The sequence below is a fragment of the Gemmatimonas sp. UBA7669 genome (genome assembly GCF_002483225.1).
GTDB lineage: Bacteria > Gemmatimonadota > Gemmatimonadetes > Gemmatimonadales > Gemmatimonadaceae > Gemmatimonas.
This window is the reverse complement of sequence record NZ_DLHL01000063.1, coordinates 16643-42677: the sequence shown is the minus strand read 5'-3', so window position 1 is coordinate 42677 and position 26035 is coordinate 16643. Positions and strand designations below refer to the sequence as shown.

Annotated in this window: 25 protein-coding genes and 1 tRNA gene (1 of these 26 only partly in view); all 26 read right to left on the bottom strand. The window is 66.3% G+C overall.

The features are described 5' to 3' along the window. Positions 1–29 (bottom strand) — tRNA-Ser (locus B2747_RS19040) (it extends 34 nt beyond the left edge of the window). 23 nt (positions 30–52) lie between these two features. After that, a complete protein-coding gene (locus tag B2747_RS19035) occupies positions 53–613 on the bottom strand; it encodes an adenine phosphoribosyltransferase (RefSeq protein ID WP_291164803.1) in 561 nt (186 codons plus the stop codon). A gap of 56 nt (positions 614–669) precedes the next feature. Beyond that, complete coding sequence (locus B2747_RS19030; protein WP_291164800.1) at positions 670–951, bottom strand: acylphosphatase; 282 nt, start codon at positions 949–951, stop codon at positions 670–672. Positions 952–983: 32 nt separating this feature from the next. Next, positions 984–2060 (bottom strand): hypothetical protein, encoded by a 1077-nt coding sequence (locus B2747_RS19025; RefSeq protein ID WP_291164797.1) that lies wholly within the window; start codon positions 2058–2060, stop codon positions 984–986. 68 nt (positions 2061–2128) lie between these two features. Next, positions 2129–2788, bottom strand: coding sequence for a protein-L-isoaspartate(D-aspartate) O-methyltransferase (locus B2747_RS19020; protein WP_343125934.1), 660 nt, complete (start codon positions 2786–2788; stop codon positions 2129–2131). Next, entirely contained in the window at positions 2770–3528 is a 759-nt protein-coding gene (surE, locus tag B2747_RS19015) for a 5'/3'-nucleotidase SurE (RefSeq protein WP_291164792.1), read from the bottom strand. Before surE ends, B2747_RS19020 begins: the two co-directional genes overlap by 19 nt. Positions 3529–3543: 15 nt before the next feature. Then, positions 3544–3918: a MerR family transcriptional regulator gene (locus B2747_RS19010; RefSeq protein ID WP_291164789.1), complete on the bottom strand. Its 375-nt coding sequence runs from the start codon at positions 3916–3918 to the stop codon at positions 3544–3546. A 2-nt stretch (positions 3919–3920) separates the two neighbouring features. Beyond that, complete coding sequence (locus B2747_RS19005; protein ID WP_291164786.1) at positions 3921–4925, bottom strand: NAD(P)H-dependent glycerol-3-phosphate dehydrogenase; 1005 nt, start codon at positions 4923–4925, stop codon at positions 3921–3923. Beyond that, a complete protein-coding gene (gene plsY, locus B2747_RS19000; RefSeq protein WP_291164783.1) occupies positions 4922–5554 on the bottom strand; it encodes a glycerol-3-phosphate 1-O-acyltransferase PlsY in 633 nt (210 codons plus the stop codon). The genes B2747_RS19005 and plsY overlap by 4 nt, the downstream gene beginning before the upstream one ends. Then, a complete protein-coding gene (gene der, locus B2747_RS18995; protein ID WP_291164781.1) occupies positions 5554–6864 on the bottom strand; it encodes a ribosome biogenesis GTPase Der in 1311 nt (436 codons plus the stop codon). The genes plsY and der overlap by 1 nt, the downstream gene beginning before the upstream one ends. A gap of 8 nt (positions 6865–6872) precedes the next feature. After that, complete coding sequence (locus B2747_RS18990) at positions 6873–8168, bottom strand: DUF512 domain-containing protein (protein WP_291164778.1); 1296 nt, start codon at positions 8166–8168, stop codon at positions 6873–6875. Positions 8169–8338: 170 nt separating this feature from the next. After that, positions 8339–9832, bottom strand: a complete 1494-nt coding sequence (locus B2747_RS18985) for a hypothetical protein (protein WP_291164775.1) — start codon at positions 9830–9832, stop codon at positions 8339–8341. A gap of 46 nt (positions 9833–9878) precedes the next feature. Then, complete coding sequence (locus tag B2747_RS18980; RefSeq protein WP_291164772.1) at positions 9879–11024, bottom strand: threonine synthase; 1146 nt, start codon at positions 11022–11024, stop codon at positions 9879–9881. Next, positions 11021–12946, bottom strand: coding sequence for an excinuclease ABC subunit UvrC (gene uvrC, locus B2747_RS18975; RefSeq protein ID WP_291164769.1), 1926 nt, complete (start codon positions 12944–12946; stop codon positions 11021–11023). Before uvrC ends, B2747_RS18980 begins: the two co-directional genes overlap by 4 nt. Beyond that, positions 12943–14541 (bottom strand): murein biosynthesis integral membrane protein MurJ, encoded by a 1599-nt coding sequence (gene murJ, locus B2747_RS18970; protein ID WP_291164766.1) that lies wholly within the window; start codon positions 14539–14541, stop codon positions 12943–12945. Before murJ ends, uvrC begins: the two co-directional genes overlap by 4 nt. Beyond that, positions 14538–16241 (bottom strand): bacillithiol biosynthesis protein BshC, encoded by a 1704-nt coding sequence (bshC, locus tag B2747_RS18965; RefSeq protein WP_291164764.1) that lies wholly within the window; start codon positions 16239–16241, stop codon positions 14538–14540. The genes murJ and bshC overlap by 4 nt, the downstream gene beginning before the upstream one ends. A 29-nt stretch (positions 16242–16270) precedes the next feature. After that, positions 16271–16735, bottom strand: a complete 465-nt coding sequence (locus B2747_RS18960) for a 23S rRNA (pseudouridine(1915)-N(3))-methyltransferase RlmH (protein WP_291164762.1) — start codon at positions 16733–16735, stop codon at positions 16271–16273. A 65-nt stretch (positions 16736–16800) separates the two neighbouring features. Continuing rightward, positions 16801–18111, bottom strand: a complete 1311-nt coding sequence (locus B2747_RS18955) for a Glu/Leu/Phe/Val dehydrogenase (RefSeq protein ID WP_291164759.1) — start codon at positions 18109–18111, stop codon at positions 16801–16803. A gap of 23 nt (positions 18112–18134) precedes the next feature. Beyond that, the gene (locus tag B2747_RS18950) at positions 18135–19262 is read right to left on the bottom strand and encodes a tetraacyldisaccharide 4'-kinase (RefSeq protein ID WP_291164757.1); all 1128 of its coding nucleotides are present in this window, start codon (positions 19260–19262) and stop codon (positions 18135–18137) included. Beyond that, the gene (locus B2747_RS18945; protein ID WP_291164755.1) at positions 19262–19972 is read right to left on the bottom strand and encodes a lysophospholipid acyltransferase family protein; all 711 of its coding nucleotides are present in this window, start codon (positions 19970–19972) and stop codon (positions 19262–19264) included. The genes B2747_RS18950 and B2747_RS18945 overlap by 1 nt, the downstream gene beginning before the upstream one ends. Then, positions 19969–21114, bottom strand: coding sequence for a lipid-A-disaccharide synthase (gene lpxB, locus B2747_RS18940; RefSeq protein ID WP_291164753.1), 1146 nt, complete (start codon positions 21112–21114; stop codon positions 19969–19971). The genes B2747_RS18945 and lpxB overlap by 4 nt, the downstream gene beginning before the upstream one ends. Continuing rightward, a complete protein-coding gene (locus tag B2747_RS18935) occupies positions 21107–22183 on the bottom strand; it encodes a Gfo/Idh/MocA family oxidoreductase (RefSeq protein ID WP_291164750.1) in 1077 nt (358 codons plus the stop codon). The genes lpxB and B2747_RS18935 overlap by 8 nt, the downstream gene beginning before the upstream one ends. Before the next feature lie 18 nt (positions 22184–22201). After that, positions 22202–23014: an acyl-ACP--UDP-N-acetylglucosamine O-acyltransferase gene (lpxA, locus tag B2747_RS18930; RefSeq protein WP_291164747.1), complete on the bottom strand. Its 813-nt coding sequence runs from the start codon at positions 23012–23014 to the stop codon at positions 22202–22204. Further along, positions 23011–24339, bottom strand: coding sequence for a bifunctional UDP-3-O-[3-hydroxymyristoyl] N-acetylglucosamine deacetylase/3-hydroxyacyl-ACP dehydratase (locus B2747_RS18925; RefSeq protein WP_291164744.1), 1329 nt, complete (start codon positions 24337–24339; stop codon positions 23011–23013). Before B2747_RS18925 ends, lpxA begins: the two co-directional genes overlap by 4 nt. After that, the gene (gene lpxD, locus B2747_RS18920; protein WP_291164741.1) at positions 24336–25415 is read right to left on the bottom strand and encodes a UDP-3-O-(3-hydroxymyristoyl)glucosamine N-acyltransferase; all 1080 of its coding nucleotides are present in this window, start codon (positions 25413–25415) and stop codon (positions 24336–24338) included. Before lpxD ends, B2747_RS18925 begins: the two co-directional genes overlap by 4 nt. After that, complete coding sequence (locus B2747_RS18915) at positions 25412–26020, bottom strand: OmpH family outer membrane protein (protein WP_291164738.1); 609 nt, start codon at positions 26018–26020, stop codon at positions 25412–25414. Before B2747_RS18915 ends, lpxD begins: the two co-directional genes overlap by 4 nt. Positions 26021–26035: the final 15 nt, after the last annotated feature.

Sequence of the window (26035 nt, the reverse complement as noted above, 5' to 3'; positions counted from 1 at the left end):
GCTGCTCTATCCAACTGAGCTACGGGGGCTGGGTGGAGCTCCGACAAATTAGTCAGCAGGCCGCAAGCGCGTCCACCGGATGGGTGACACGCGATCGACCACCAAGCGCGCCAATCTCCAGCAGGACCGTTATCCCAGCCACCGTGGCGCCCAACCGCTCGCACAGACGGCACGTGGCCGCTGCCGTACCACCGGTGGCCAGCACATCATCCACCACGAGCGCGCGCGGCGACGCGTGACCGGCGAAGGCATCCCGGTGCATTTCGAGCACGTCCTGCCGGTACTCGAGGGTGTACGCCTCCTGCTCCGCATGCCAAGGCAACTTGCCGGGCTTCCGGGCCGGTACAAACGGCACCCCGAGCGCGAGCGCCAACGGCGCGCCAAACAGGAACCCTCGGCTCTCCACGCCGACGACGTGCGTGACGCCTGCCGCGGGGTCGGCCATGGCCTGCACCACGTCGGCAAACAGCGCGGCGTCAGCCAGCAAAGGCGTGATGTCCTTGAAGAGAATACCCGGCGAGGGGAAATCCGGAACGTCGCGAAGCGTGGCCAGGATGCGCGCGGCGAGCGCATGGCGGTCCACCATGGCTCGACTGTGTACGGTCTGTTGCATGCGGGAGAGGTCGGAGGCTAGCGCAACACGCTGTCACAACACGCTATCGCAACACGCTATCGCAACACGCTAAACGGCTGCGGCAGGTCGTCAATGAGCACTGGCCCTGCAGGCTCCACGATCACGGCGTCCACGCGGGAACCGGCGGGCCCTTCCCGCAGCCTGGCCTCGAAGGCATCAAGGGACGCGGCCGGCCCGGCCGCCACCGCGCGCACCCGTCCGTCGGCTTCGTTGCGCACCCAGCCGCGCAGGCCATACCGGCGCGCCTGTTCGCGCGTAAACCAGCGAAACCCAACGCCCTGCACCAGACCTTCCACCACAAACGCGCGCACCAGCATTCAGCCGCCGTGTGAGACGCGCATATCCGCCATCAGCGCAAGCGCACGCCAAGCACGGCGGCCAGTGCCGCTACCAGCGCCGCCGACTCGCCGTTGCGACCGTCGAACTCGGGAACCGCCAGTTCGCCGCTTCGCACACGACGCGCCAGCATCTCCAGCGCCTCCGCCGCCTCGCTCGCACGGCCTACGCCGGCATCCTGCGCGGCGTCGCGCGCAACCTGCGCCGCTCGTGCACGCTCCGCCCATTGCGACGACTGATCCACCGCCGCCGATGACATCGGCGTGCGCATCGCACGGCGCACCGGCATGATGTCCATGAACTCTTCGTCCGACCACGGTGCCATGGCGGGTGTCGCGGGCAGCGACTGACCGAGCGGCACAGCGGGCGCAGGCTGCGGCGGCGTGGTCTCCGCTGGCGTGGTCCGCGCGGGCGTGGCCAACACCTCCGGCCCATGCGAGGCATCGATCTGCTGCGAAAGACGCTCAAAGTCCGGCGTGGCTTCGTCGAGCGGCCAGGTATCGTCTGGCGTTTCAGATGACACGTCAGACGCAGCCGCCGAAACCACCGGTTCTTCCACGTGAACCTGCTGGACGAGCTCTTCAACAGTCACGTCAAGCGCGACTTCATCCGCGACTACATCCGAGACCTCATCCGCCACAACGGTCGTCGAGGCGTCCTCGATGGCCATCATCGGAAGCGGCGGCGTACTGGCCAGGAACGAATCAATCCACGGCAGGTCATCTGAAATCGTCGTCTGCACGTCGGTCGTGACCGGCTCCGTCACGACCGGCTCCGTCACGACCGGCTCCGTCACGACCGGCTCGGCGAACTGAGGCTCAACGTGAACCGCCGCCGCCTCAGCCGCCTCAGCCGCCACAGCCACCATCGGCGTGGATGGCGTGAGTTCGGCAACCCGCGCCGGCGCCGCATCGGCACTCCGCCAGGCGGCTGGCACATAGGGGCCGTTGGCCGTTGCGTCCAGCAGGCCACGCGCAATCTCGAGCGCAGCCGCCGACGCAGCGGTCGGCCCAGCATACGGACGCGGCGTGTTAGTCAGCTCGCTCATGGGAGTGTGCGGATCGGTGGAGACGCGGGCGGGAACGGCCATGGGAGATCCGGTCGAGGAATCGCGAAGTTGGCGCAGGAATGCCACGGGCGCAATTCAGGACGGACCGATCAGCTCGGCCAGCCCCCTGCCCCAATAAGGGGGACGAAGCGGACCGGCGTGATGTCACGCCGCTCGAGTCGGCCGCCGCGCTTGGTGAAGAGGGTCAGCATCTGCTCTTCCCGGTCCCCGATGGGAATGAGCAGGCGACCGCCCTCCGCCAACTGCTCCTCGAGTGCCGGTGGCACATGCGGTGCGCCAGCCGACACCACAATGCCGTCATACGGGGCGTACTCTCTCCAGCCCAGGGTGCCGTCGCCGAGGGACAGGGACACATTGCGCACATTGGCCTGCTGCAGAATGGGCCGCGCGCGATCGAGCAGCTCCCGGTATCGCTCCACCGAAAAAACCTGGGCGGCCAGTTCGGCCAGCAGCGCGGTCTGATAGCCCGAGCCGGTGCCGATCTCCAGCACCTTCTCCTTGCCGGTCAACTGCAGATGCTCGACCGACCGGGCGTGAACCGAGGGCTGCGAAATGGTCTGCCCGTTCCCGATGGGCAGCGCAGAATCCTCATAGGCGCGATGGCGCACGGTCTCCGGCACAAAGACATGCCGAGGGACCATGTCCACCGCCCGCAGTACCGCGAGATCACGAATTCCCTTGTCCTGCAGTGTTTCCACAAGGCGCCGTCTGGCGCCGCGGAACTCCGGCTCTACGGGGCTTGCCACCAGTCGGTCGCGGAGTTGAGCACGTCGCGGTGCGTGAGATCGAGATGCAACGGGGTCACGGAGATGTAGCCATCCTTCACGGCGCGGAAGTCGGAGTCGTCACTGCCGCTCCACTCCACGGTGCCACCGCCAATCCACAAAATGTCGCGACCCCAGGGGTCCTTCATCTTCTTGATGGAGTCGCTGAACACTCGACGACCGAGGCGCGTGAGCCGCACACCCTTGATGTCGGGCCCGGGCACTGCAGGCAGATTCACGTTGAGCAGCGTATCCGCGGGAAACTGCGGCAACGAGGTCAGATGGTACAGCAGCGAGCGCACCTGCCCCACCTGGGTCTCCAGCACGGCATCCGCACGCAGCACGCTACCCGCAAAGGACAACGCAATCGACGGAATGCCGAGCGCCAGTCCTTCCATGGCGGCAGCCACGGTGCCGCTGTACAGCACGTCCTCGCCCATGTTGGGGCCGTGGTTGATGCCACTGATGACGAAGTCCGGCCGCTGCTCGAGCAGCATCTCACAGGCCAGCATCACGCAGTCGGTTGGTGTGCCGTCCACCTGCCAGCGCCGTTCGCCCAACTGCACCGGCCGCAGCGGATGATGCAGCGTGAGCGAATGGCTCGTGGCGCTTTGCTCCCGGTCCGGGGCTACCACGTGCAACTCGCCGATAGGCTCACAGGCCTGCTCAAGGACCTTGAGACCCTTGGCGAGAATTCCGTCGTCGTTACTGAGAAGAATGCGCATGAGGGAGTTGAGAAATCAGCGCCGGTCGTCCGGCATATCGTTAAGCAGGGCTTGCAGTTCCGCCAGTTCACGCTCGATGCTTTCGAGCACCTCGACTTCCAGTGCCGCGCGAGCTGCCGTACGGATGGCGCCACCCTTTCGGTGTTCATCCAACTTCTGACGGGCCCCGTCGATGGTGTACTTCTCGGTGTACAGCAGGTGCTTCACCAGCAGGATGAGCTCGACCTCGCGGCGCGAGTACACGCGATTGCCGCTACGATTCTTGGCCGGGCTCAGCACCTTGAACTGGCTCTCCCAATATCGCAGCACATGCGGCTTGAGCTCGGTCAACGTGCACACGTCGCCGATGGAGTAGAACTCCTGCAGCAGTTCCCCACGTGGCGAGGCCACGATCAGTCGCGCTCCGGGCGCAGTTCGCGCGCCATGAGTTCCGCCACCGCATCTCGCGGCGACTGTCCCTGAAACAGAATGCGGTGCGTGGCGTCGATGATGGGCATTTCCACACCCGCCTTGTCGGCCAGGGCCTTGGCGCTCTCGGTGTTGAGCACCCCCTCAGCGACGCTGTCCTTGCCGGCCAGCGCTTGCTCGAGTGTCTGCCCCTGCCCGATGGCCACACCCACGGCGCGATTGCGCGAAAGCGCGCCGGTGCAGGTCAGCACCAGATCGCCGAGTCCAGCCAGACCGGCGAAGGTATCGGGCTTGGCGCCAAGCGCCACACCGAGTCGCGTCATCTCCGCGAGCCCGCGCGTCATGAGCGCCGCACGCGGATTGAAGCCCATGCCCAACCCATCAAGAATGCCGGTTGCCACCGCCATCACGTTTTTCAGCGCGCCGCCCAATTCCACACCGACCACATCATCGGACGTGTAAACGCGGAACGCCGGCGCGCTGAGGGCGCGCTGCACGAGCTTGGCGGCGTCGTGCGACGCCCCCGCTGCAACAATGGCGGTGGGTTGTCCCTTGGCGACTTCCGCCGCAAAACTCGGCCCGCTGATGGCCACCACGTCGTGCGCAGGCGCTGCCTGCTCCACCACGTCGGTCATGAGCGCCAGCGTTTCCCGTTCAATGCCCTTGGTGGCAACCGACAGGACCGCGCCGGCCTTGAGCGAGGGCTGCGAGGCCTGCACCACCAGACGCAGCACATGCGAAGGCGCGGCATAAACCACCAGAGTGGCGTCACTTAGCACGTGCGACATGTCGTCGCTCGCCAGCAGCGCGGGCGTCAGCGGCAGGTCAGGCAGAAAGCGACGATTCTCGTGAGTGGTGTTGATGGACTCCACGACATCGAGTTCGCGGGCCCACAACATGGTGGGCCATCCGTTGCGTGCCAGCCGGTCGGCGATGGCCGTGCCCCAGGCACCGCCCCCCACCACCGCGCAGCGCATCGTCTCGCTCATGACACACGCTCCGCCGGACGGGGGCTGCCAAGCCGACGCTCTTCACCGCGGCGCAGACGCCCGATGTTCTCCCGGTGCGCCCAGATCACAAAAGCGGCAATTGCACACGACACCCCGAACAACGGTGAGCGTGGGCCGGCCGTGACCAGGAGGACGGACGCGAGCGCTATCGCGGCCACCATGGAGCCGAGACTCACATACCGCGTTACCGCGACCACCAGCGCAAACACGGCAATGGCGATGGCCGTGGGCAGCGCCGCCAGCGCCATGAACACACCACTCGCCGTAGCGACGCCCTTCCCTCCGCCTCGGCCCAGCAGAAAGATGGGTTTGACGTGGCCCGCAATCGTGGCCACCCCGAAACACACGCCCCACGGCCAGCCCGCCGACACGCCGAGCGCGCCGGGCAGCAGCAGGGTGGGCAGCCAACCCTTCAGAAAGTCCACGAGGTATACCAGCCCGCCCCAACCCCAGCCCAAAGTGCGCTGCACATTGGTGGCGCCGAGGTTGCCCGACCCCACCGTGCGGAGGTCAATGCCATTGGCGCGGCCCACGAGATAGGCCGTGGGAAAGGAACCGGCCACGTAGGCCAACGCCACACCGCCCGCCAACATCGACGGCGTCGCCATCAGCTGTTCTTTCTCCGGAGAATGACGCGCAGCGGCGACCCGAGGAATCCCCACTTCTCGCGGAAGCCGTTGTGCAGGAAGCGGATGTAGTGCTCGGGAATGGTCTCGGGATGATTGCCGAACACCGCGATCGTAGGCGGCTCGACTTCCACCTGCGTGGCGTAGTTGAGCTTCACTTCGCGACCCGCAGCCTGCGGCGGCTGGCGACGGGCCAGCAATTCCTCGAGCGCATCGTTCACCTGCGAGGTACTGATGCGACGGGTGCGCTGTTCCTGCACCTGCAGCACAACGTCCAGCACCTTGGTAATGCGCTGCCCGGTCAAGGCCGACGTGAAGAGGAACGGCACAAAATTGAGGTAAGGCACCTTTTCCACAGCATCCTTGCGGAACTTGTCGGCGCTCTTGTCGGTCTTGTCCTCGTACATGTCCCACTTGTTCACCACGAGAATCAGGCCGCGACCGGCCTCCCAGGCCATCGTGGCAATCTTGAGATCCTGATTGTGCAGGCCTTCCGTGGCATCAATGACCAGCACGCACACATCGGCGGAATCGATGGCGCGGCGCGTGCGCAGCGACGAATAGAACTCGATGCCGTCATCGATGCGCGACTGCCGACGCAAGCCCGCCGTATCGACGAAGATCAGTTCCTGCCCATGGTACGACATGGGCGCATCGATGGCGTCGCGCGTGGTGCCCGACTCGTCGCTCACCACCAGGCGATCTTCGCCGAGCAGGCGGTTCACGATGCTGGACTTGCCCACATTCGGGCGGCCAATGACGGCCACACGTGTGGCGTTCGACGGCTCGTCCGCCGTCTCGGGAATGGCTTTCACCACGGCGTCGAGCAGATCACCCGACCCCTTACCGTTGGACGCGGACACCGGATACACATCGGTCACGCCCAGACGGTAGAACTCGTAGAAGTCCGTGCTGTCCGGATTGTCGACCTTGTTGGCCACCAGCAGCCAGGGCTTGCGCGAGTTGCGCAGCAGGTCGCCAATGCGCGCATCGCTGGGATGCACACCGACCTTGGCGTCCACGACAAACAGCAGCAGGTCGGCTTCATCGATGGCCTGCATGACCTGCTGACGAATGGCGCTGTCCATGGGCAGATCCGAGTCTTCGACCAGGCCGCCGGTGTCCACCAGCCAGAAGTGATGCCCCGCCCACTCGGCTTCACCAAAGTGGCGATCGCGCGTGGTGCCGGCCTCCTCACTGACGATGGCCGTGGCCTCACCAATCACACGGTTGAACAAATGCGACTTGCCCACATTGGGGCGACCGACGAGGGCAACAACAGGTAAACTCATATATGGGCTCAGGCGGCGGATCGAACCGCCGCGTCCCCTTCTGGGACGAGCGCATCGATGAAATCGTAGGAAGGATAGACCGGCATGGGAAGCGATTCCCGAACGGCTACAAAGGACTCCTCATCGAGGAACAGTCCGTTGTCGTTGATGCACTCCGCCGGAATGAGTGCAAGATCGAGGTCGTGGCGCCCTGCCAGTACGCGCTTGATGTCAGCGCCAACCAGCAGTCCCGCGGTGGTGGTCGTGGGACCGAAGAGTGAGTTTTCCGCGGTGATCAGATCGAATTGGGCCCCGGTCACGGCGCTGATCTGTTCGAGCAGCTCCGGCATGAGCGGCGTCATGGACACACCCGTCACCACACCAATGCGCTTGCCATCAAGACGCGGAAGCTGGTCGAGTCCGTCGCGCACCCGGGCACGCAGTGAGGTCACGGCGCCTACGCCATTCTCAATCTGCGCGAACTCGCCGTAGTGCTCCTCGTCCGGCAACGGGACATCGGCCAACAGGTACAGCTCGTCGGAGCCAAACACCCAGCGATCATCGCGCTCGGCCAGCGCCCGCTCTTCCCAGGCATGCACCCGGTCGAGCAGCGCACCGGCGTTGGCTGCATCCATGGACTTGCCGGTGTAGAGATGCGAGAACTGCGTGAGGCCCACCGGCACGATGGCCACCGACAACACCGCCTGACCCAGATTCCACAGGTCGGTCAGCGACTGTTCGAGTACCTCGCCGTCGTTGAGGCCCGGCACGATGACCATCTGGCAGTGGAACTGGATGCCGCCCTCGGCCAGCCGCTGCAACTGCTCGAGAATGTTCGGCACGCGCGGGTTGTTGAGCAGCACCTTGCGGGCTTCCCACGGCGTCGCGTGCACCGACACATACAGGGGTGAGAGGCGGTACTCCAGAATCCTCGCGATATCACGTTCCTTCACATTCGACAACGTTGCGAAGTTGCCGTAGGCAAAGGACAGGCGGTAATCGTCGTCGCGAATGTAGAGGCCCTTGCGCAGTCCCTTGGGCAGTCCTTCGATGAAGCAGAACTCGCAGCGGTTGGCGCAGCGGCGCACGGTGGGCGGCGCCAGCTCGAGGCCCATGGGGCGCCCGTCCCCACGATCGACGCGCTTTACGAATTCGCCCCCGTCGGGCAAACGTGCGGATACCACGAACGACTCCTCGGCCGTGAGAAACTCCCAGTCGAGAAAATCCTCCAGCGGACGGTCGTTGACCGTGAGGAGTTCGGTGCCAGGCACCAGACCGAGGGACTCGGCGAGGCTGCCCGGCTCGACGTGCGTGACGCGAACCATGAAACCCGGGACAAAAAAGGGGGACCGGCGCGCTGGCCTTCCCCCGGGACGCAAGCGGGCGGCAACCTTGCGCTGCCGCCCACTTGAGAAAATCTACGAACTCGACGCACCGAAGTCAATCAAATTCATGCACTTCGGTGCGCGTATGCGAGTGCTTTGCAGCCTCCGAACTACTTGAGCGGCGCGTAGCGGAAGGCCACCGCCTTGGGCGCATCCACCTTCACACTGAACGTCGTGCCTGACCCCGCCTCGACAGGTCCGATGGCGACGTCCTTGGTGGCCACCACCGCCCCCGTCTCATCGAGCAGTTCGAGCTTCATCGTCCAGCTGCCGGTGGCTTGGCCATCGTTCGTGACCGAGCCGCCCACCTGAAATGCGGCGCCGGCCTTTGAGGCCATGGTGATCTCGATCTTCGGCGTGGTCTTCTGCTGCTTGTCGAGGTAGAAGAGCACGGAGTCGTTGTAGACCTTCTTCTTGGCCGCGTCCGACTCGGCCTGCGCCAAACGCTGCCAGTAGCCGGCCATGAGGCGCCAGCCGCGCTCGAAGTTGGGATCGAGCGTCATGAGCCGCGTGATGGCGGGTCCCATGCGCTGCGTGTCCTTGAGGTCGAAGAGCGTGGTGGAGTAGTTATACAGCGCGAAACGGTGATTGGGGTTCTTGGTGAACCCGGCTTCGAAGAGGTTGATGGCATCCTGCGAGCGACCAGCCGCCGCCGCGTTGGATCCCGCCTCGAACAACTGGTCGGCCGTGAATTTTGCCGGATCCTTGACCATGTCGCCGAACATGTTGGCCACGGCCGCCGTATCGCCGGACAGGCGCAATGCCCGGCCGAGCGCCTGCGACGCATTCGCATCACCCGGCGTCTCCTTGAGGAACGCCTCGAGCAAGCCACGGGCCTTGGTGATCTTGGTTTCCTTGGCCGACCCTTCCCCGGCCTCCGCCTGCTGCAGCGTCAGCACCGCGAGATTGTAGCGGCTCTGCTGCTTGACGCGGGTATACAGGGTGTCGGTCCCCGAGTACTCGATCACGCGCTCCATGGCGATGGTGGCACTGTCCATCTGCCCGCGCTTCTGGTACACCGACGAGAGCACGTTCCAGGGCCGCGGATCTTTACCCGCCACCAGCATGGACATGTGCGCGTAGTACGAGGCCGAGTCATCCTGGTCGGCGCTCATGGCGTTGATGGCCTTGTTCAGAATGTCGCTGAAGAATCGTGTGCGGAACGGACGCACCTCCGCCGCGCACTCGGGCATCAGGCGCTCAACAGCCGATGCGGCGGAGTCCACCGCCAGCAGCAGGTTGTGCGTGCCTTCCTTGTTGGTGGTAAAGCCCATGTCGCCGCGCTTCATCTCGTACACGCCCTCGTTCTTCTCGAGGTACTGGCGGTACGTGCGGAGCAGCAGGAACTGGCGTCCCGGCTCGTTCTTGATCTTGTCCGGCGCGTCGGTCAGCACCCGGATGGAGTTGGCCAGATGACGCGGAATTTCGTCGTCCTTGCGCGAGTTGGCCGCCATCGACACGTACTGCCGGGCGCTGGCCAGCTGGAACGGACTCTTGTCGTTGATGTTGCACTCCTGCGCCGCGAGGGGAGCGGCCACCGGCGTCGTGCCGAGTGTCACCACCACCGCCGTCGCCACGGCGTGCATCCAGGTCTTGCCCTTCATCTCGTCTCCTCGGTGAGTCTGTCCTGCCGTTCGTCCCAATATAGGTTCAGGCGCGGTAGGACGCGCCACTCCCCGTGTTGTACACCACCACTTCTGAATCGGCGGCGATCCGTCCCGCCCGGACGGCATCCCGGAGCACCACGAGGGCACATCCGCCCTCCGGCGCCGCGTCGATACCAGTCGCCTCAGCCAGGCGACGCGTCCACTCACGGATGTCCTCCTCGCCGGCCGTCCCTGACACGCCGTTCGTTTCGCGCAGAATGCGCAGCAGCACCCGGTCACCCAACGGTGACGGAACCCGAAGGCCCGCCGCATAGGTGACCGGATCCACCCAGGGTTCGGCGCGATCGAGTCCGGCGGCATGCGCGCGTGCGATGGGCGCACAGCCCGCGGCCTGCGCGACCACATATCGCGGCTGCACGCGCTCGCTCGCGAGCCAGCCACCGGCGGCCAGTTCCTCCAGCGCCTTCCAGATACCCACCGTGCCCTCGCCGCCGCCTGTCGGATACACCACCACGTCCGGCACACGCCAGCCCAGCTGCTCGGCCATCTCGAAACCCATTGTCTTCATGCCTTCCACCCGATACGGCTCACGCAGCGTGGAGATGGCAAAGAAGCCCGTCTCGGCGGCATGGGCCAGCGCCAGCTTGCCGGCGTCGCCGATGTGGCCATCGATGCGCACAAGGTCGGCACCGAAGGCGTCGATGGTGTCGAGAATGGGCCGAGGCGTGGTGCGCGGTGCAAACACCTTGACCGGCATGCCGGCGGCGGCACCATAGGCCGCAAGGGCGGCCCCTGCGTTGCCAGCCGTCGGCACCACCAGACCGGGATAGCCCTCGGCACGCGCCCGCGTGACGGCCGCGCTCATGCCGCGGGCCTTGAACGAGGCCGTGGGATTCTGTGCCTCGTCCTTGATCCACAACCGGGCCACGCCGACATCGGCGGCCAATGACGTCGACTCGATGAGCGGCGTCAGCCCCTCACCCAACGTGACGGGCGACTCCCCTGCCGCCAGCGGCATGAGCGGACGGTAGCGCCACATATCCCACCGTGCATCAAGCGTCGTGCTCTTGGGCACGTTGGGATAGCGGGCGAACAGTGGCTGACTGCACGCGGGGCACAGACCGGCGCGCGCCAGTGGGGCGGCGCTGCCGCAGGCGGAACACTGCAGAGTCCAGTGAGGAGCGGTCATGCGTTCGATTCGGTTGAAGGCGTTGGGTCGGGAGCTGACACCGGCGCGCTGTCGGGAACCCCAAGCGCACGCAGGACCTTGCGCGCGGAGGCTTCACCAAAGCCGGGCACCGCAGCAATCTGCTCCACGGTCGCGTCCTTCACTCCCTGCACACTGCCAAACACGTGCAGGAGTGCGCGGCGCTTTGAGGGGCCGACGCCCGGGATGCTCAGCAGCTCCGACGTGATGGTACGTGCGGCACGCTTCTGACGCTGGAACGTAATGGCAAAGCGATGGGCTTCATCGCGCGCCTGCTGCAGCATGCGCAGCGCGGGCGACCGGCGCGGCAGACGCACGGGGTCTGGTTTGCCCGGCAGGAAGATCTCTTCATCACGCTTGGCGAGGCTGATGAGTCCCACCTGCGTGAGGCCCAGCTCGTCGAATGCCGTGCGCGCGGCATTCAACTGCCCCTTGCCGCCATCGATGACGGCCAGATCGGGCAAGGGCCGCTCCTCGTCGAGGCGGCGACGGAAATAGCGCGTCACCACTTCATGCATCGACCGGAAGTCGTCGTTGCCTTCAAAGGTCTTGATCTTGAACTTGCGGTACTCGCTGCGCTTGGGCCGGGCGTTCTCGAACCACACCGCACTGGCCACCACGTCGGTGCCCTGCGCGTGGGAGATATCGAACGTCACGAAGGAGCGTGGCAGGCGTGGCAACCCCAGTTCGCGTTGCAGCTCGTACACCGGGTCGGCCGCCCGCTCTTCGGCTTCGAGGGCCGCAAGCTTGAACTCTTCCAGCAGATGCTGCGCGTTCTTGTCGGCAAGGTCCACGAGCGCGCGGCGTGGTCCACGCTGCGGGACACGAATGGCGGTCCGCTCGAGCGCCGCCTGCAGCATCTCGCGATCCTCGAACTCGAATGGCACCAGCACCTCGCTGGCCCGGCCCTCGATGGTGCGATACCACTGCGCCAGGCAGGCGCCGAGCACCGACTGATCCTCCTCATCGTCGGCGTGCTCGAGCAGCCGATGATCACGCGCCAGCAGCTTCCCGCCACGAATGCGCAGGATGACCACGCAGGCATCGGCGCCGTCGCGTGCGTAGCCCACCACATCGCGGTCGCCGCCCTCCACCTCGAGCACCACCGTAGGCTCTTCCATCCGCTCGAGATGGCCGAGGGCATCGCGCAACTCGGCCGCGCGTTCAAAGTCCAACCGTTCCGCCGCCTCGTGCATGCGCTCCCTGACGCGCACGACCACGTCGCTGGTCCGCCCGTCGAGGAACCAGACCACCTCATCGATCATCGCGCGATAGTCGGCCTGATCCTGATAGCCCACACACGGCGCCTTGCACCGCTTGATGAAGTAGTCGAGACAGGGTCGCTCGGGCGCTTCACGCGGCAGGTCGTAATGACAGGAGCGCACCGTGAAGAGCCGCTTGACCACATTGAGCGCGCGACGCATGGCGCCGACATCGGTATAGGGCCCGAAGTAGCGGGCGCCGTCGTCGAGAATGCGGCGAGTCACCAGCACGCGCGGAAACGGTTCCTGCACCGTGACCTTGATGCAGGGATACGACTTGTCGTCGCGCAACGCCACGTTGAAGCGCGGGCGGTACTCCTTGATGAGCGTGGCCTCGAGAATGAGCGCATGCGCCTCGGACGGCACCACGATGGTCTCGAGGTCGCGCACCTTGCGCAGCAAGCCGCGCGTTTTGGGGCTGCTCTCATGATCCTGCGCCCAGTAACTGCGCACACGCGCGCGCAGGCGCTTGGCCTTGCCCACATACAGCACGCCGCCTTCGCCATCCTTCCAGAGATACACACCCGGGGAGTCCGGCAAGTGCGGCAGTTTCTGCGCGACCGCCGGTGGCATGCCACGCGCCAGGGCAGCGCGCGTCCACTCGTCGTCCGGCAGCTCCACACGATCGGATAGCGTGCTCATGTCGCCGCGTCTGGTGACACGCGTGGGGCGAGACGCAACCACCGAGAAGCCTCGCGGCTACCGAACGCCCACGCCGTGAGCAGATACGTCAGCGCAAATCCACCGAGCACAGGCCACGCCGCAAGGCGTGGATGCCAGCCCGGCGCATAGCGCTGCTGGGCAAGACGCAGCCCTGCCCCAACCAATGCCGCCATCACCGCGGCCACCACAATGCGCCCAGTACCCTTCCACATGGCCGGCGTGTACAGCGGACCGAGTCGCGCACGCAGCCCGCGCACCTGCACGGCAAGATTCGCATACGAGCCGAGCGCGGAACCCAGCGCAATACCCGCCACCGCCAACGTCGAACTCCGAAAGAGATACGCCAGCGACGCCGCCGCCGCCGCCGAAATCACGATGCTCAGCAATGAGGCGCGCAGCGGCGTGCGATAATCCTGCAGCGCGTAGTGCACACTGCCCAGCAACTTGACCGAGCCAAAGCTGACCAGGCCCACGGCATAGGCCGCGAGTGTCACATGTACAGCGTGTTGCTCCACCGCGCCGAACTGTCCGCTGCGATACAACAGACCCACGCAGTAGTCGCCCACCACCATAAAGGCCACCGCACTCGGCACCACATAGAACAGGATGCGCTGCCACCCTGCACGCAGCCGCTCGCGCAGCACATCAAACGCCATCGCGGACGAATCGCGTGAAAGATCCGGCAGCGCCGCGGCCGCCACCGACACACCAAACAGGGAAACCGGCAGCAGCGCCAGGGTATTGGCGTAGGTCATGGTGGTCGTGGCGCCCACCGGCAGATACGACGCAATCTGCAAGTCGACGAACGACGACAACTGCACCACACCCAGCGCGGTGAGCACCGGCACCAGATGCCGCAGAATCTGACGGACCCCGGCATCCTGTCGATTGAGCGTGGGACGCACGGCCCCAAACACGCGCACCACTTCAGGCCACTGCGCGGCCACCTGCAAGAGCGCGCCCACCAACGTGGCCCAGGCCAGCGCGACGGCAAGAGAAGCCGCCGAGTCGGCACGCGGGCCCCATACCAGAAGCAGCGCGATCTGCGCGATGGACCAGAATGCGGCGCTCGCGTACGACCAGAAGAATCGCTTGTGCGAATTCTGAATGCCGAGGCACCAGCCGCTCAGCACCATCACGGCAGTCATCGGAAACAGAATGCGTACGAGCCGGGTGGTGAGCTCCCGTGCATCGGCATCGAAACCAGGAGCAAGCATCGTGGTCAGCCATGGGGCGGCCACGATGCCCAACAGCGTCAGCGCACTGACCACCGCCATGAGGAGACCCAGCACGGCATTGGCGAGCGCACGGGCGCCCCGTTCGTCGCCACGCGCCAGAGCCGCGCTGTACACGGGCACGAAGGCCGCGGACAGCGTACCTTCCCCGAGCAGGTTGCGCATGGCATTCGGGATCTTGAATGCCGCATTGTAGGCATCCGAGGCCAATCCAGCCCCGAAGTAGTGCGCAAACACCGTGTTGCGCAGCAGACCCACGACTCGGCTGACCAGGATCCCGGCGGCCACCACCATGGCGTACCGGCCGCCGTCCTCCCGCCCCGGCCGCGCGTCCGTCATGAGTGCGCGGCAGTCTCCGCGCGTACCGACGCCGATTCCACCGCGTCGGCCCCCGTGCCATGCAGTAGCGCGTCGGCATGAGCCGCTGCCGCTTCGCGCATGCCCGAGAGCACGCGTGGCCCGTATCGCACGAGCAGCGGCATGAGGTTGAGCACGCGCTCCGGGGACTGCCCGTTGGGCCTGAGCGACGCACGCACCGCGGCCACCTGCGTGAGCAGTTCCGTTTCGCGACGCTTGACGCCAGCCACCACGCGCCGCTCGAAGCGATCAATGCGATGGGTGAGATCACGCGTGAGACCGTCCACCACTTCCGCCGCCAACGGTGTCGAAGGACCGGTGGCCGCATCGTGCAGTGCGCGCAGTTGCGCATCCACCGTAATGCGCAGGCGCTCGAGCGTATCAGCCAACTCGGCATCCACATGCGCGTGAGCCACGCGCTGCTCGGCGCGGTGCGGATCGAGCAGATCCTCTTCGCTGAGACCGAGCTGCTCGAGCTGCATCAGGCTGCGTGCTTCCACGAGGGCGCAGGCCCAGCGCGGCGCGGCCACCGGCGTGGCAGCCTCCAGGGCCTCAGCCACCGGTGAGACCTGTGCGAAGTAGGCGTACTCCCCAGGACCCGCGAGATAACAGACGGTGGGCAGTATGGCTCGCTCCATCACCGGACGCAGCAGCACGTTGGCGCCGAGCGCCCCGACTTCCGCCTCACGTGCCACCTGCATGCCCTCGGCCACCGGCACGCGCTCTCGCACACGCTGCACCTGTCCGCCCTGACTGGCCGTTGCGGTACGAAACACCAGCGACAAGCCATCCACCACATCGACCTGCGGCGAGTAGCCGGCGCGCTCGATGTCTCGCGCCCTTGTCTGTGCCGACTCCAGGATGTTCGCGCTCTGCTTGAGCGCACGGCGGAGCAGCGGATCGGCCACTTCACGCAAGGCGGGATGCGCGGCATCGAGTACCGCCATACCCAGCGGCTCGAGCAAGGCCCGCAGCAACTGCAGATAGGCACCACCCATCGTGGCCTGCGGCACGTAGCTGCGGTCGATGAGGTCGATCACACTCCCGTGAGCCGCCGAGCCAAACGCGTTGCCCAGGACCGCGCGCGCGGCGCTGATGTCACCGAGTGGGACATCAGCCATGGCCACACCGTCGGTGGCCGGTCCTGCCAATTGCGCTTTGGAGAGACCACGGGCACCAGCCACCCAGGTCACTGCCGCTTCCATCCAGTCGGCGTCATCCGTCGCGGCCCAGAACACCGGCGCGACCGGAATGCCCAGTGCGGCTTCAAGTGCATCCGCGAGGGCAATGGCCCCCATGGCCTTGCTGAACGTGTACGTGGGGCCGCCAAAGAGTCCCGGCTGCTGCCCAGTGGTCACCACCACGCCCGATTGGGCGGCGCGCTGCAGACGCTCGGCCGCCGCACCGGTGGCGGCAAATGCCGGCGCCAGCCGTCTACACCACGCGTCGTCGGGGAAATCGGCCCGTACCGTGGTGGCGTGCGTGCGCCACGCGGCAACGGAGCGTGGACGCGGCGCCAACCAGTTCTCACCCACCTGCCCCGTCTGCAACGCACGCGAGAGGGCGCTGCCTCCCAACGCGGCCGTGCGGATGTGCAGGCCTTCCTGCCTCAACGCTTCAAGGTCGCTCACGCCTTCGGATTCTCGCTCAGGTCGGTTGGTCAGGTCGGTGGATCGGATCACGGGTCGGTTCCGCTAGCTGGCCCGAGAGTCTACTTGTGATAAGGCTCCCCGCGCACGATGGTTCCGGCGCGGTACAACTGCTCAGCCAGCACCAGACGTGCAAGCTCGTGAGGAAGCGTCCACGGCGCCAGTGAAAGACGCCGAGAAGCCCTGGTTCGGACCGCCTCAGACAGCCCGTGCGCGCCGCCGATCATGAAGGCCACGTGACGTGCGCTCTCCCGCTGCTGCTGCAACCAGGCGGCAAACTGGGCCGAGTCCTGTGACACGCCCCCCGGATCGCAGGCCACCACCAGCGTGTCTCCGGGAATTCGTTCGAGCAATCGCAGGCCTTCGCGATCCTTGACCTGCTCGGGACTGAGCGCTCGGCCCGACTCCTCGCGCAGCTCGTGCACCTCGAGCGGCCAATACCGCTGGGCCCGCGTCTCGTAGTCCTGAATGGCATCGGCCAGCCCCGCATGGCGAGGCCGGCCGATGACACACACGAGAACCCGCATGGGACTGGGCCGTCAGCGCCGGAGCCGGCACGTGCCGGCATCCGACGCTCGGGTACAGCCAGGCATTACGCGTAGATCCCGCGCAGCCGGTGCACGGTGGCCACACGGCTGATGGACAGCATGTAGGCCGCGGTACGCATGTTGACGCGGTGCTGCTTGGACAACTGCAGCACGTCCTGGAAGCTGCGCGTCATGATGCCACCGAGTCGGGAGTTCACATCTTCCTCCGACCAGAAGTAGCCCATGCGATCCTGCACCCACTCGAAGTAGGACACCGTCACGCCACCCGCATTTGCGAGAATGTCGGGGATGACGAAGATGCCCTTCTCGTCGAGAATGGGGTCGGCCGCCGCCGTGGTGGGGCCGTTGGCGCCTTCGCAGATGACCTTCGCGCGAATCTTCGGCGCGTTCTTGGTGGTGATGACGTTCTCGAGTGCCGCCGGCACCAGCACGTCCACTTCCAGCGTGAGCAGCGTGTCCGCATCGATGGCGTCACCGCCGGTGAACCCTTCGAGCGACCGATGCTTCTGCACGTGCTTGATGGCCGCGTCCACATCAATGCCTGCGGCGTTGTGGAAGGCACCGAAGCGGTCGCTGATACCGACAATCTTGGCCCCCTGCTCGGCCAGCAGCTTGGCGGCAATGGAGCCCACGTTGCCGAAGCCCTGCACGGCCACCGTCGCGCCCTTGATGTCCATGCCGAGGTGCGCGAGTGCTTCCTTCGTGACCAGCATGCAGCCACGGCCCGTGGCTTCCTTGCGGCCCAGTGAGCCACCCATCTCGACGGGCTTGCCCGTGGTGACCGCGTTTTCCGTGCGACCGACATGCATGGAGTAGGTGTCCATGAGCCAGGCCATGACACGTTCGTTGGTGTTCACGTCGGGCGCCGGCACGTCGGTATCGGGACCGAGCAGCGAGATGATGCCCTTGGTGTAGCGGCGCGTCACGCGTTCGAGCTCCCCCACGCTCATCTGCAAGGGGTCGCAGATCACGCCGCCCTTCGCGCCGCCGAACGGCAGGTTGACCACGGCGCACTTCCAGGTCATCCACGCGGCGAGCGCCTTCACCTCTTCCAGCGTGACATTCATGTCGAAGCGGATACCGCCCTTGGCGGGTCCGCGCGACGTGTTGTACAGCACGCGATAGCCGGTGAACACCTCCACGTCCCCGTTGTCCATCATGACGGGAACGGACACGATGAGCTGCTTTTCCGGGTTGCGGAGAATCTTGTAAATGCCGGGCTCGAGGTCGAGCAGCTCGGCGGCGCGGTCGAAGCGGGACATCATCGCTTCGAAGGGATTTTCTTCGTTGAGAAACCGATCCTTGTCCGGGCGGACGATGCTGTCCGTCGGCAGGCGGAGGAGGTCGATGGCCATGAGGCAGTAGGTGGTGGGCCGGCTCAGCCGGGGGGAGGAACCGCGGTGTCGCGCGCGGTGATGACCCGCTCGACCTGCTGGTCGAGAAGTGCCGCGCCGCGTTCAACCGCGACATGCTGGGAAACATACCAAAGCGCCGGTCCGACGCGAGGCCAGAGCGGTGCCAGCTTGACGGCGTCCTTGAGGGTACACACGACACGCGTCGACGGTGTGGTACCCGCCGAGGCCGCCTGCTGTGCCATCCGCGCGAGCACGGTCTCCACATCAGCCGCCGTGAACGTGTGGTGATCCCCGAAGGCCAGGTGCGCGCGCACGTCCAAACCACACCCGCGCATCTGGGTTTCAAAGGCCTGGGGGTCGGCAATGGCCGACAGCAGCACCACCGGCCCACGCTCCCGGTTTCCCTCCGTTGCCGGGGGAGAGCCGGCCACCGGTGCCAGCCCGTCATGTGGATCGGATGACGAAAGCTGGCACAGGGCGCCGGGAACCAGCCGCAGCACCGCCACCCCCACCTCTGGGGCGGTTCGTTGCACTGCCTGCAGTACCCGATCGACCTGCTCCGGCCCAGCGGCCTTCACCGTTACGACGATGGCCGTCGCCCGCTGCAACGCAGCGAGGGGCTCCCGGTAGGGTCCGGCGGGCAGCAGACGCACCGCGGAGTCAAAGCGGTCAGCGCTGACCAGCACCACATCGGCCACTCGTCTCGCCCGACGATGCTGGAAGGCGTCATCAAGCACCACGCAGTCTGCGCCCGCTCGGGCCGCTTCGCCGGTGCCGTGCACACGATCGGGATTGCGTAGCACCTGCACCGCCGGGTTGAGCACCTGATGCACGCGCCACTCGTCGTCGCCATAGCCGCGCATGACGAGTGCCGGATGGGCGCCCCGTTCGCGAAGACGCGCCGCGAACCAGGCGGCCACCGGTGTCTTGCCAGTGCCACCAACAGTCAGGTTGCCCACGGAAAGCGCCGGCAGCGCCATGGCGGGCAGACTCCCCTCGCGCTGCGCGCGATCATAGCGCTGGCCGCGTCGGGCCACGACAAGGCGCATGAGCGCCTCAGCGGGCCACAACACCGTCCGCGCCAGCTCGCCCGGCAGCCCATCGGCGTACCACAGCCATTCGGCCGCGCGACGTCCGAGCTCCGGTGCCATCACGTCGCTCCGGACGATCCGTTGCGTGATGGACCTGACGGCGCCGCGGCCAGTGCGGCGGCCTGCGCCTGATCAGCGGCCATATGTGCCGCAAATTCTTCGGTGCGCGCGGCCGCCTCCCGCACATCCCCATCGGTGAGCAGGCGCGGCTCGCCATACACCACCGTAATGCGAGCGAACGGCTTGGGAATCTCGAAGGTATCCCAGCTGCGCAACTGCCACTTGCGATCAACATGCGCGGTGATGGTCACGACGGGCACCTGCGCCCGATGCGCCAGAATGAGCGCACCGGGCGCAAAGCTGTGTCGCGGCCCACGTGGTCCATCGGGCGTGAAGGCCATGTCCGTGCCGCGCTTGACCACCTGCACGGCCTCGAGCAAGGCGCGCGTGCCGCCGCGCGACGAGGAGCCTCGCACGCCGAACATGCCGAACTTCTCGAGAATGCGCGTGATGATTTCACCATCACGGTGCTCACTCACCAGCACGCCCGTGCGCACGTGATGCGACCAGAGCACGGGAAGCATCTGCCCGTGCCAGAGCGTGTATACACAGGCGGTCTGCCCTTCGCGGCGCGGCCAGATGGCCTCCCGACCATGCACGGTGCTCCGCCAGGTGAGCCCCAGCACGCGAAACACCATCCAGCCCAGCGCAATGCTGAGACGTGTCTTCCAATCGAGCCCTTGCGCAGCGCGCGGCTCGGACGCGGTCATGTCGCGGGCTCCAGCAGCTGCCGCAGCATGGCCGCCACACGAGCGGAAGCGCCGGGGGACCCCAGCGAATCACGAACCGCCGTCAAACCCTCGAGTGCGTTGCGATGCGCGGCGCTCTGCACGTCCAGCAGCGGCAACAACGCGGACGCCACCTGCGCCGGTACAAAATCCTGCTGTACAAACTCCTTCGAGACTTCGCGCTTGGCCACCACGTTGACGAGGCCGATGTGCGGGATCTTCACCACCCGCCGCGCAATGCGATAGGTGAGCGGGTTGGTCATGTAGCCAATCACGTGCGGCAGACCGGCGACCGCCGCTTCGAGCGTGTTGGTGCCGCTCTTCAGCAAGCCCGCCGTGGCGGCACGCTGCACCACGAAGCCCTGCCCCGATACGAGGGGGAACGGACACTGCGCCTGATCAATCGAGACCGTGGGCGCTACGCCCACGATGACCTGCACGTCGGCACGCTGCGCTTGCACCGCCTGCGCCGCCTCAACGAACGGCGCGAGATGGCGAGCGATCTCCGCGCGCCGACTGCCGGGAAACACCGCCAGCACCGGCCGCGCCGGATCGAGGCCCAGTTGCGCGCAGGCCTCCTCGCGTGATGGCAAGTGCTGCGCGCGATCAAGCAGCGGATGGCCGACAAACGTGGCATCCACGCCATGCTGACGCAGCAGCGCTTCCTCAAACGGGAGAATGCACGCCGCCCTGGTGACGACCTGCGCAATGCGCGGCAAACGATCGGCGCCCCAGGCCCATACCTGCGGCGTGATGTAGTACAGCACCGGAATGCCCGCCGCCTTCGCCGCCGCCGCCGCCTTGAGATTGAAGCCGGGATAGTCCAGCAGCACCACCAACCCCACGCGACCACTCGCCATGTCGCGCTTGAGACGACGCAGCAGCGCCCAATGTTTGGGCACATGCTGCAGCACTTCCACGAACCCCATCACGGCGAGATGCTCGACGGGTTCGATGATGTCCACGCCAGCCCGCGCCATGTGCTGCCCGCCCACACCACGCAGCCGCGCGCGCGACGACGCCGGTACGCCATCCGCATCCCAGGACGCGTGCAGCGCTTCCACCACCTTGCCCGCATGCAGGTCGCCGGACGCCTCACCGACGACAAACAGCACGTCACGCACGCGGTGGTCCGTCAGGCGGTCCGTCGGGCAGACCGTCACGATGGGCGTGCTCGCCCATGGCGGCATGCGCCTGTTCGATGGCCGACACAATGCGAAGCGCCGCCTCGAGCGCCTCGCGGCCTTCCTCACCCGTCACCGCCACCGGGTTCTGTCCCATGATGGCGCCAATGAACTGCGCCAGTTCGAGCCCCAGCGGTTCACCGTCGGGCGCGTTGAGTTCGACGCGCTCCACGAACTCTTCAAGCGCACGGGGCGCACGGGCCAGGAGGCGCGGATCGAAATCGCCGCGCAGACGGAAGAACTCACCCGTGCCGGCGGCCAGATCGAGCGAGAGATAGCCGCTGCGCTGAAAGATGCGCAGCTTGCGCAGTCGCTCACGCGAAACTCGGCTGGCCGTGATGTTGGCCACGGCGCCATTCGCAAACGTGAGTCGCGCGTTCGCAATGTCCACTTGCGGCGTGAGGACCGGAATGCCCATGGCCTGCACATCCACCACCCGCGTGCCCACGAGCGTGTGCACGAGATCGAGATCGTGGATCATGAGATCGAGCACCACCGCCACATCCGACCCACGCGGATTGAACGGTGCGAGACGGTCGCTCTCGATGAAGCGCGGTCCGTCCACGTACGGCATGGCCGCACGCACCGCCCGATTGAAGCGCTCGACATGCCCGACCTGCAGCACCACACCCGCCGCATGCGCCAGCGCCAGCAACTCGTCCGCCTCGGCCAGGGTGACGGTGAATGGCTTCTCGACAAATACGTGACGCCCCTTTCGCAGGGCTGCCGAGGTCACGGCATGATGCGCCGTGGTGGGCACCACGATGGAGACCGCGTCGGCCTGCTCGAGCAGGGCCTCCAGCGATGGCAGCGCCGGAACCCCGTGCTGTTCGGACACCTGCGCCGCGCGCGCCGGGTTCTCGTCGACAAAGCCGACAAACCGATCACCGCACAGATCGCGCAGAATGCGGACGTGATGAATGCCGAGGCCACCGGCGCCCACCACACCAACACGCGGGGCACTCGGTCCACTGAATCGCTGCAGATCCACCGCCGGGGTGCTGCTCATGAGGCGCTCATGATTGGCTCAGAACCCCACGCCGCGCTGGCTCGCTTCGATGAATCCCAGGAAGTGTTCGACTTCGGGAATCATCGTCATCTCCGCGCGCGCGCGCTCAACGCCCTGCGACAGGTTGAGGTCGGAGCGGAAGCAGAAGCGATACGCGCGCTTGAGCTCACGCACCACCGCGTCGTCGAAGCCGCTGCGCTGCAGGCCCACCGAGTTGAGCCCAAAGAGCTTGATGGGATTGCCCACCGCACGCACATAGGGCGGCACATCCTGCGACACGCGCGAGCAGCCCCCGATGAACGCATGCTTGCCCACGCGGGCAAACTGATGCACGGCGCAGAGACCGGAGATCGTGGCGCGATCCTCCACCATCACATGGCCCGCGAGCTGCGTGCCATTCGAGATGATGACATGGTCGCCCACATGACAGTCGTGCGCGAGGTGCACGTAGCTCATGAGGAAGCAGTGCTTGCCCACGCGCGTGGTGACGGAGTGCGACGTGCCCCGGTTGACCGTGGCGTACTCACGGATAGCCGTGTCGTCTCCAATCTCCACCCAGGTCTCTTCACCGCGGTACTTGAGGTCCTGGGGATCACCACCGAGGATGGCCCCGATGCCCACCTGCACGCGCTGACCGAGGCGCACGTTGCGCTCGAGCGTGGCGCGCGCCGCAATGCGTGACCCGTCCCCCACGGTGCACTGGGGACCGACGATCACCCAAGGACCGATTTCCACGTCCTGACCGATCTCGGCCGACGGATCGATGAGCGCCGACGGATGGATGCGCACGGATGATGTCGTGGTGGTAGACGCGAGAGTCTCGGCGTTCATCGATCGCGGACCATGGCCGCCATCTCCGCTTCGGTGACGACCTGGCCGTCGACGTAGGCCGTGCCTTTCATCTTGCACATGGTGCCACGCATCTGCAGCACATCGAGCTCCAGACGCAGCTGGTCGCCAGGCTTGACGGGCCGCCGGAACTTCACGTTGTCGAGGGACATGAAGTACACCACCTTCGATGACGGATCGTCGATGGTGCGCATGAGCAGCATGCCGCCCACCTGCGCCATGGCCTCGATGATCAGTACGCCCGGCATGATGGGATGCCCCGGGAAGTGCCCCTGGAAGAACGGCTCGTTGATCGTGACGTTCTTGAGCCCGACGATGCGCTTGCCTTCCTCGATATCGAGGATGCGATCGACCAGCAGGAAGGGATAGCGGTGCGGCAGCACCTGCAGAATGTCTTCGACGGTGTACACGGCAGGCTCCGGGACAGCGTGTTGCACGAGGGCGCGAACCAGGGCAACCGTGCCCCGATGACTGGGTTTGTGGGCCACGACGCGAGCCCGCAACCGGGCCCCCGCCAGCACGAGATCGCCGACGCAGTCCAGCGCCTTGTGGCGCGCAAACTCGTCGGACCAACGCAAACTGGTGTCCACCAGCCCCTGCCCATCAAGCACGATGGCATTGGCCGTGGACGCCCCCTGAATCAATCCCTTCGACCGCAGCGCGTCCACTTCGTGCATGAAGCCGAACGTGCGGGCGGCCGCAAGCTCCCCGGCAAACGTCGAGGGCGTCACGCGCCCCGCCCACTGCTGGGCGCCGATGAGGGGATGCGGAAAATCAATGGTGACCGCAAGGTCGAAGCCCATGCTCGGATGCGCCTCATAGACCGATTCGCCATCCACTACGCGAATCGATTTGCGCAGCACGAGCCACTCGGGCCGGCCGCCGTGCGCCACGGGCTCCGCCGCCTGCAGTGCCTCGAGAAATGGCCGCGCGCTGCCGTCCATGATGGGCGGCTCGGGACCATCCATCGCAATCTCGAGGTCGTCGAGGCCAAGCCCACCGACGGCCGCGAGCACATGTTCGACCGTGTGCAACGCCGCGGCACCTGTGCCCAACTGCGTCCGGCGTTCGGCCTCCACTGCGATCTGCACTCTGGCCGGAATGATCGGACGATCCAGCAGGTCTTCTCGGCGGAACACGATGCCCGTGCCCGGCGCAGCCGGCCGGAAGGTCAGGCGGCAGGGTTGCCCCAGATGCAGACCGATACCCTCGACCTGCACGTCGCGGGAAATGGTGTACCGCGGCGCATGCAGCGACGAGCGCGGTCCACGCGCGGAGGTCGCTCCCTCTCCGGCCAATGCGATCATGCCGAGTCTCCACGCACAAGGCGCTCGAGTGGGCGAATGAGCTTCACCAGTCGCGCCAGCGCAGCCTGTGCACGCAGCTGCTCCTTGTGCGGACGTGCCGGATAACCCGACCACGTTTCGCCGGCTGGTACGTCACCAATGACACCGGCCTGACCGCCCAACTGGGCGCGCGCGCCAACGGTAAGGTGGCCGCCCACTCCAACCTGACCGCCCAACTGCACGCCGTCACCAATGCGCGCCGATCCCGCCACGCCCACCTGCGAGGCGAAGAAGCAGAACCGCCCCACACGCACATTGTGCGCGATATGCACGAGACTGTCGATCTTGGTGCCGGCCCCGATGATGGTGTCGTCCACACTGCCGCGATCCACGCAGCTGTTGGCGCCAAGCTCCACATCATGCTCCAGCACACAGCGCCCGATATGCGGAATCCGCGCTACGCCATCGGGTCGCGGCACAAAACCGAAGCCCTCGCGGCCCGCCTGCGCCCCGGCATGCAGCACGACGCGATCCCCGAGTTCAGTAAAGGGGTACACGACCGCGTTCGGATACAGCCGCACGTCGCGCCCGAGCACACTGCCCGCCCCCACGACAGCGCCCGCGCCAATCCAGCAGCCATCACCCAGCACCACATCGTCACCCACGACGGCATGCGCGTCGAGCGTCACACCCGCACCCAGGCGAGCCGACGGCGCGACAACCGCCGTGGCGTGCACGCCCTCGGCGCGTGGCTCACGGCGGTGGAAGCGCGCGAGCAGGCCCACCAGCGCGTCGATGGGCTTCTCCACCACAATACGCGTGGTCGGACGTCCCGGCTGCTCGGCGTAGGCCGGGGTGACGAGCACCACGCCGGCTGCGGAGTCGGCAAACGACGCCGCATAACGGGGATGCGCCAGAAAACTCAGATGCTGTGCACCCGCGCGATCAAGCGGCGCGATGCCCTGCACCAGCACCGATCCATCGCCAATGAGCACGCCACCGACCTGTGCTGCAATGGCAGCGGCGGTGATGGGCTCTTGCCCATCACCGCCGTTCTGCTGCCAGGTGGTGGTTGACCCACCAGGCGCCGGACTCACGTCGTGGGCGGCTTCTTGGTGGTGACACCCGCCGGGGCCGACGTCGGACCGGCCGGCTTGGCCGCCGGCGCCGCGGTGGCCTTGGGCGCGCTCAGACGCAGCTTGCTGAGCACACGATCCGTGATGTCGAGGTTCTTGTCGGCCGAGACGATGAACGCACCCGCCGTGACATCGAAGATGAACGAGTAGCCGCCTTCCTGGCGCACATCGTCAAGCACCTTGCGCAGCCCTTCCATGATGGGCGCCATGAGCTCTTCCTGACGATCCTGCGCGCGCTCCTGCAGCTTCTGCGCCTGCTGCTGCCACGCGGCTTCCTTCTCGCGCAGCGTCTTCAGGCGCGCCTCCTTGGCCGTGGGAGAGAGCGAAACCTCCTCCTTGGCAAAGGCTTCCTGCATGGTGTTGAGCGAGTCCTGCAGCTTGGACAGCTGCGTGCGGATGCCCACCATGTCCTTCTCGAACGCCGCTTCCGCCTCGGCACGACCCGGGGCGTTTTGCAGCAGTGCCTGCGAATTCACGTAGGCGAACTTCTGAGCGGCCTGAGCCGACGAAAGCGACGGTACCGCCGCCAGCAGGGCGCACGCACCAAGTACGGGGATGAGACGCATGAGAAAAGTCCTGGT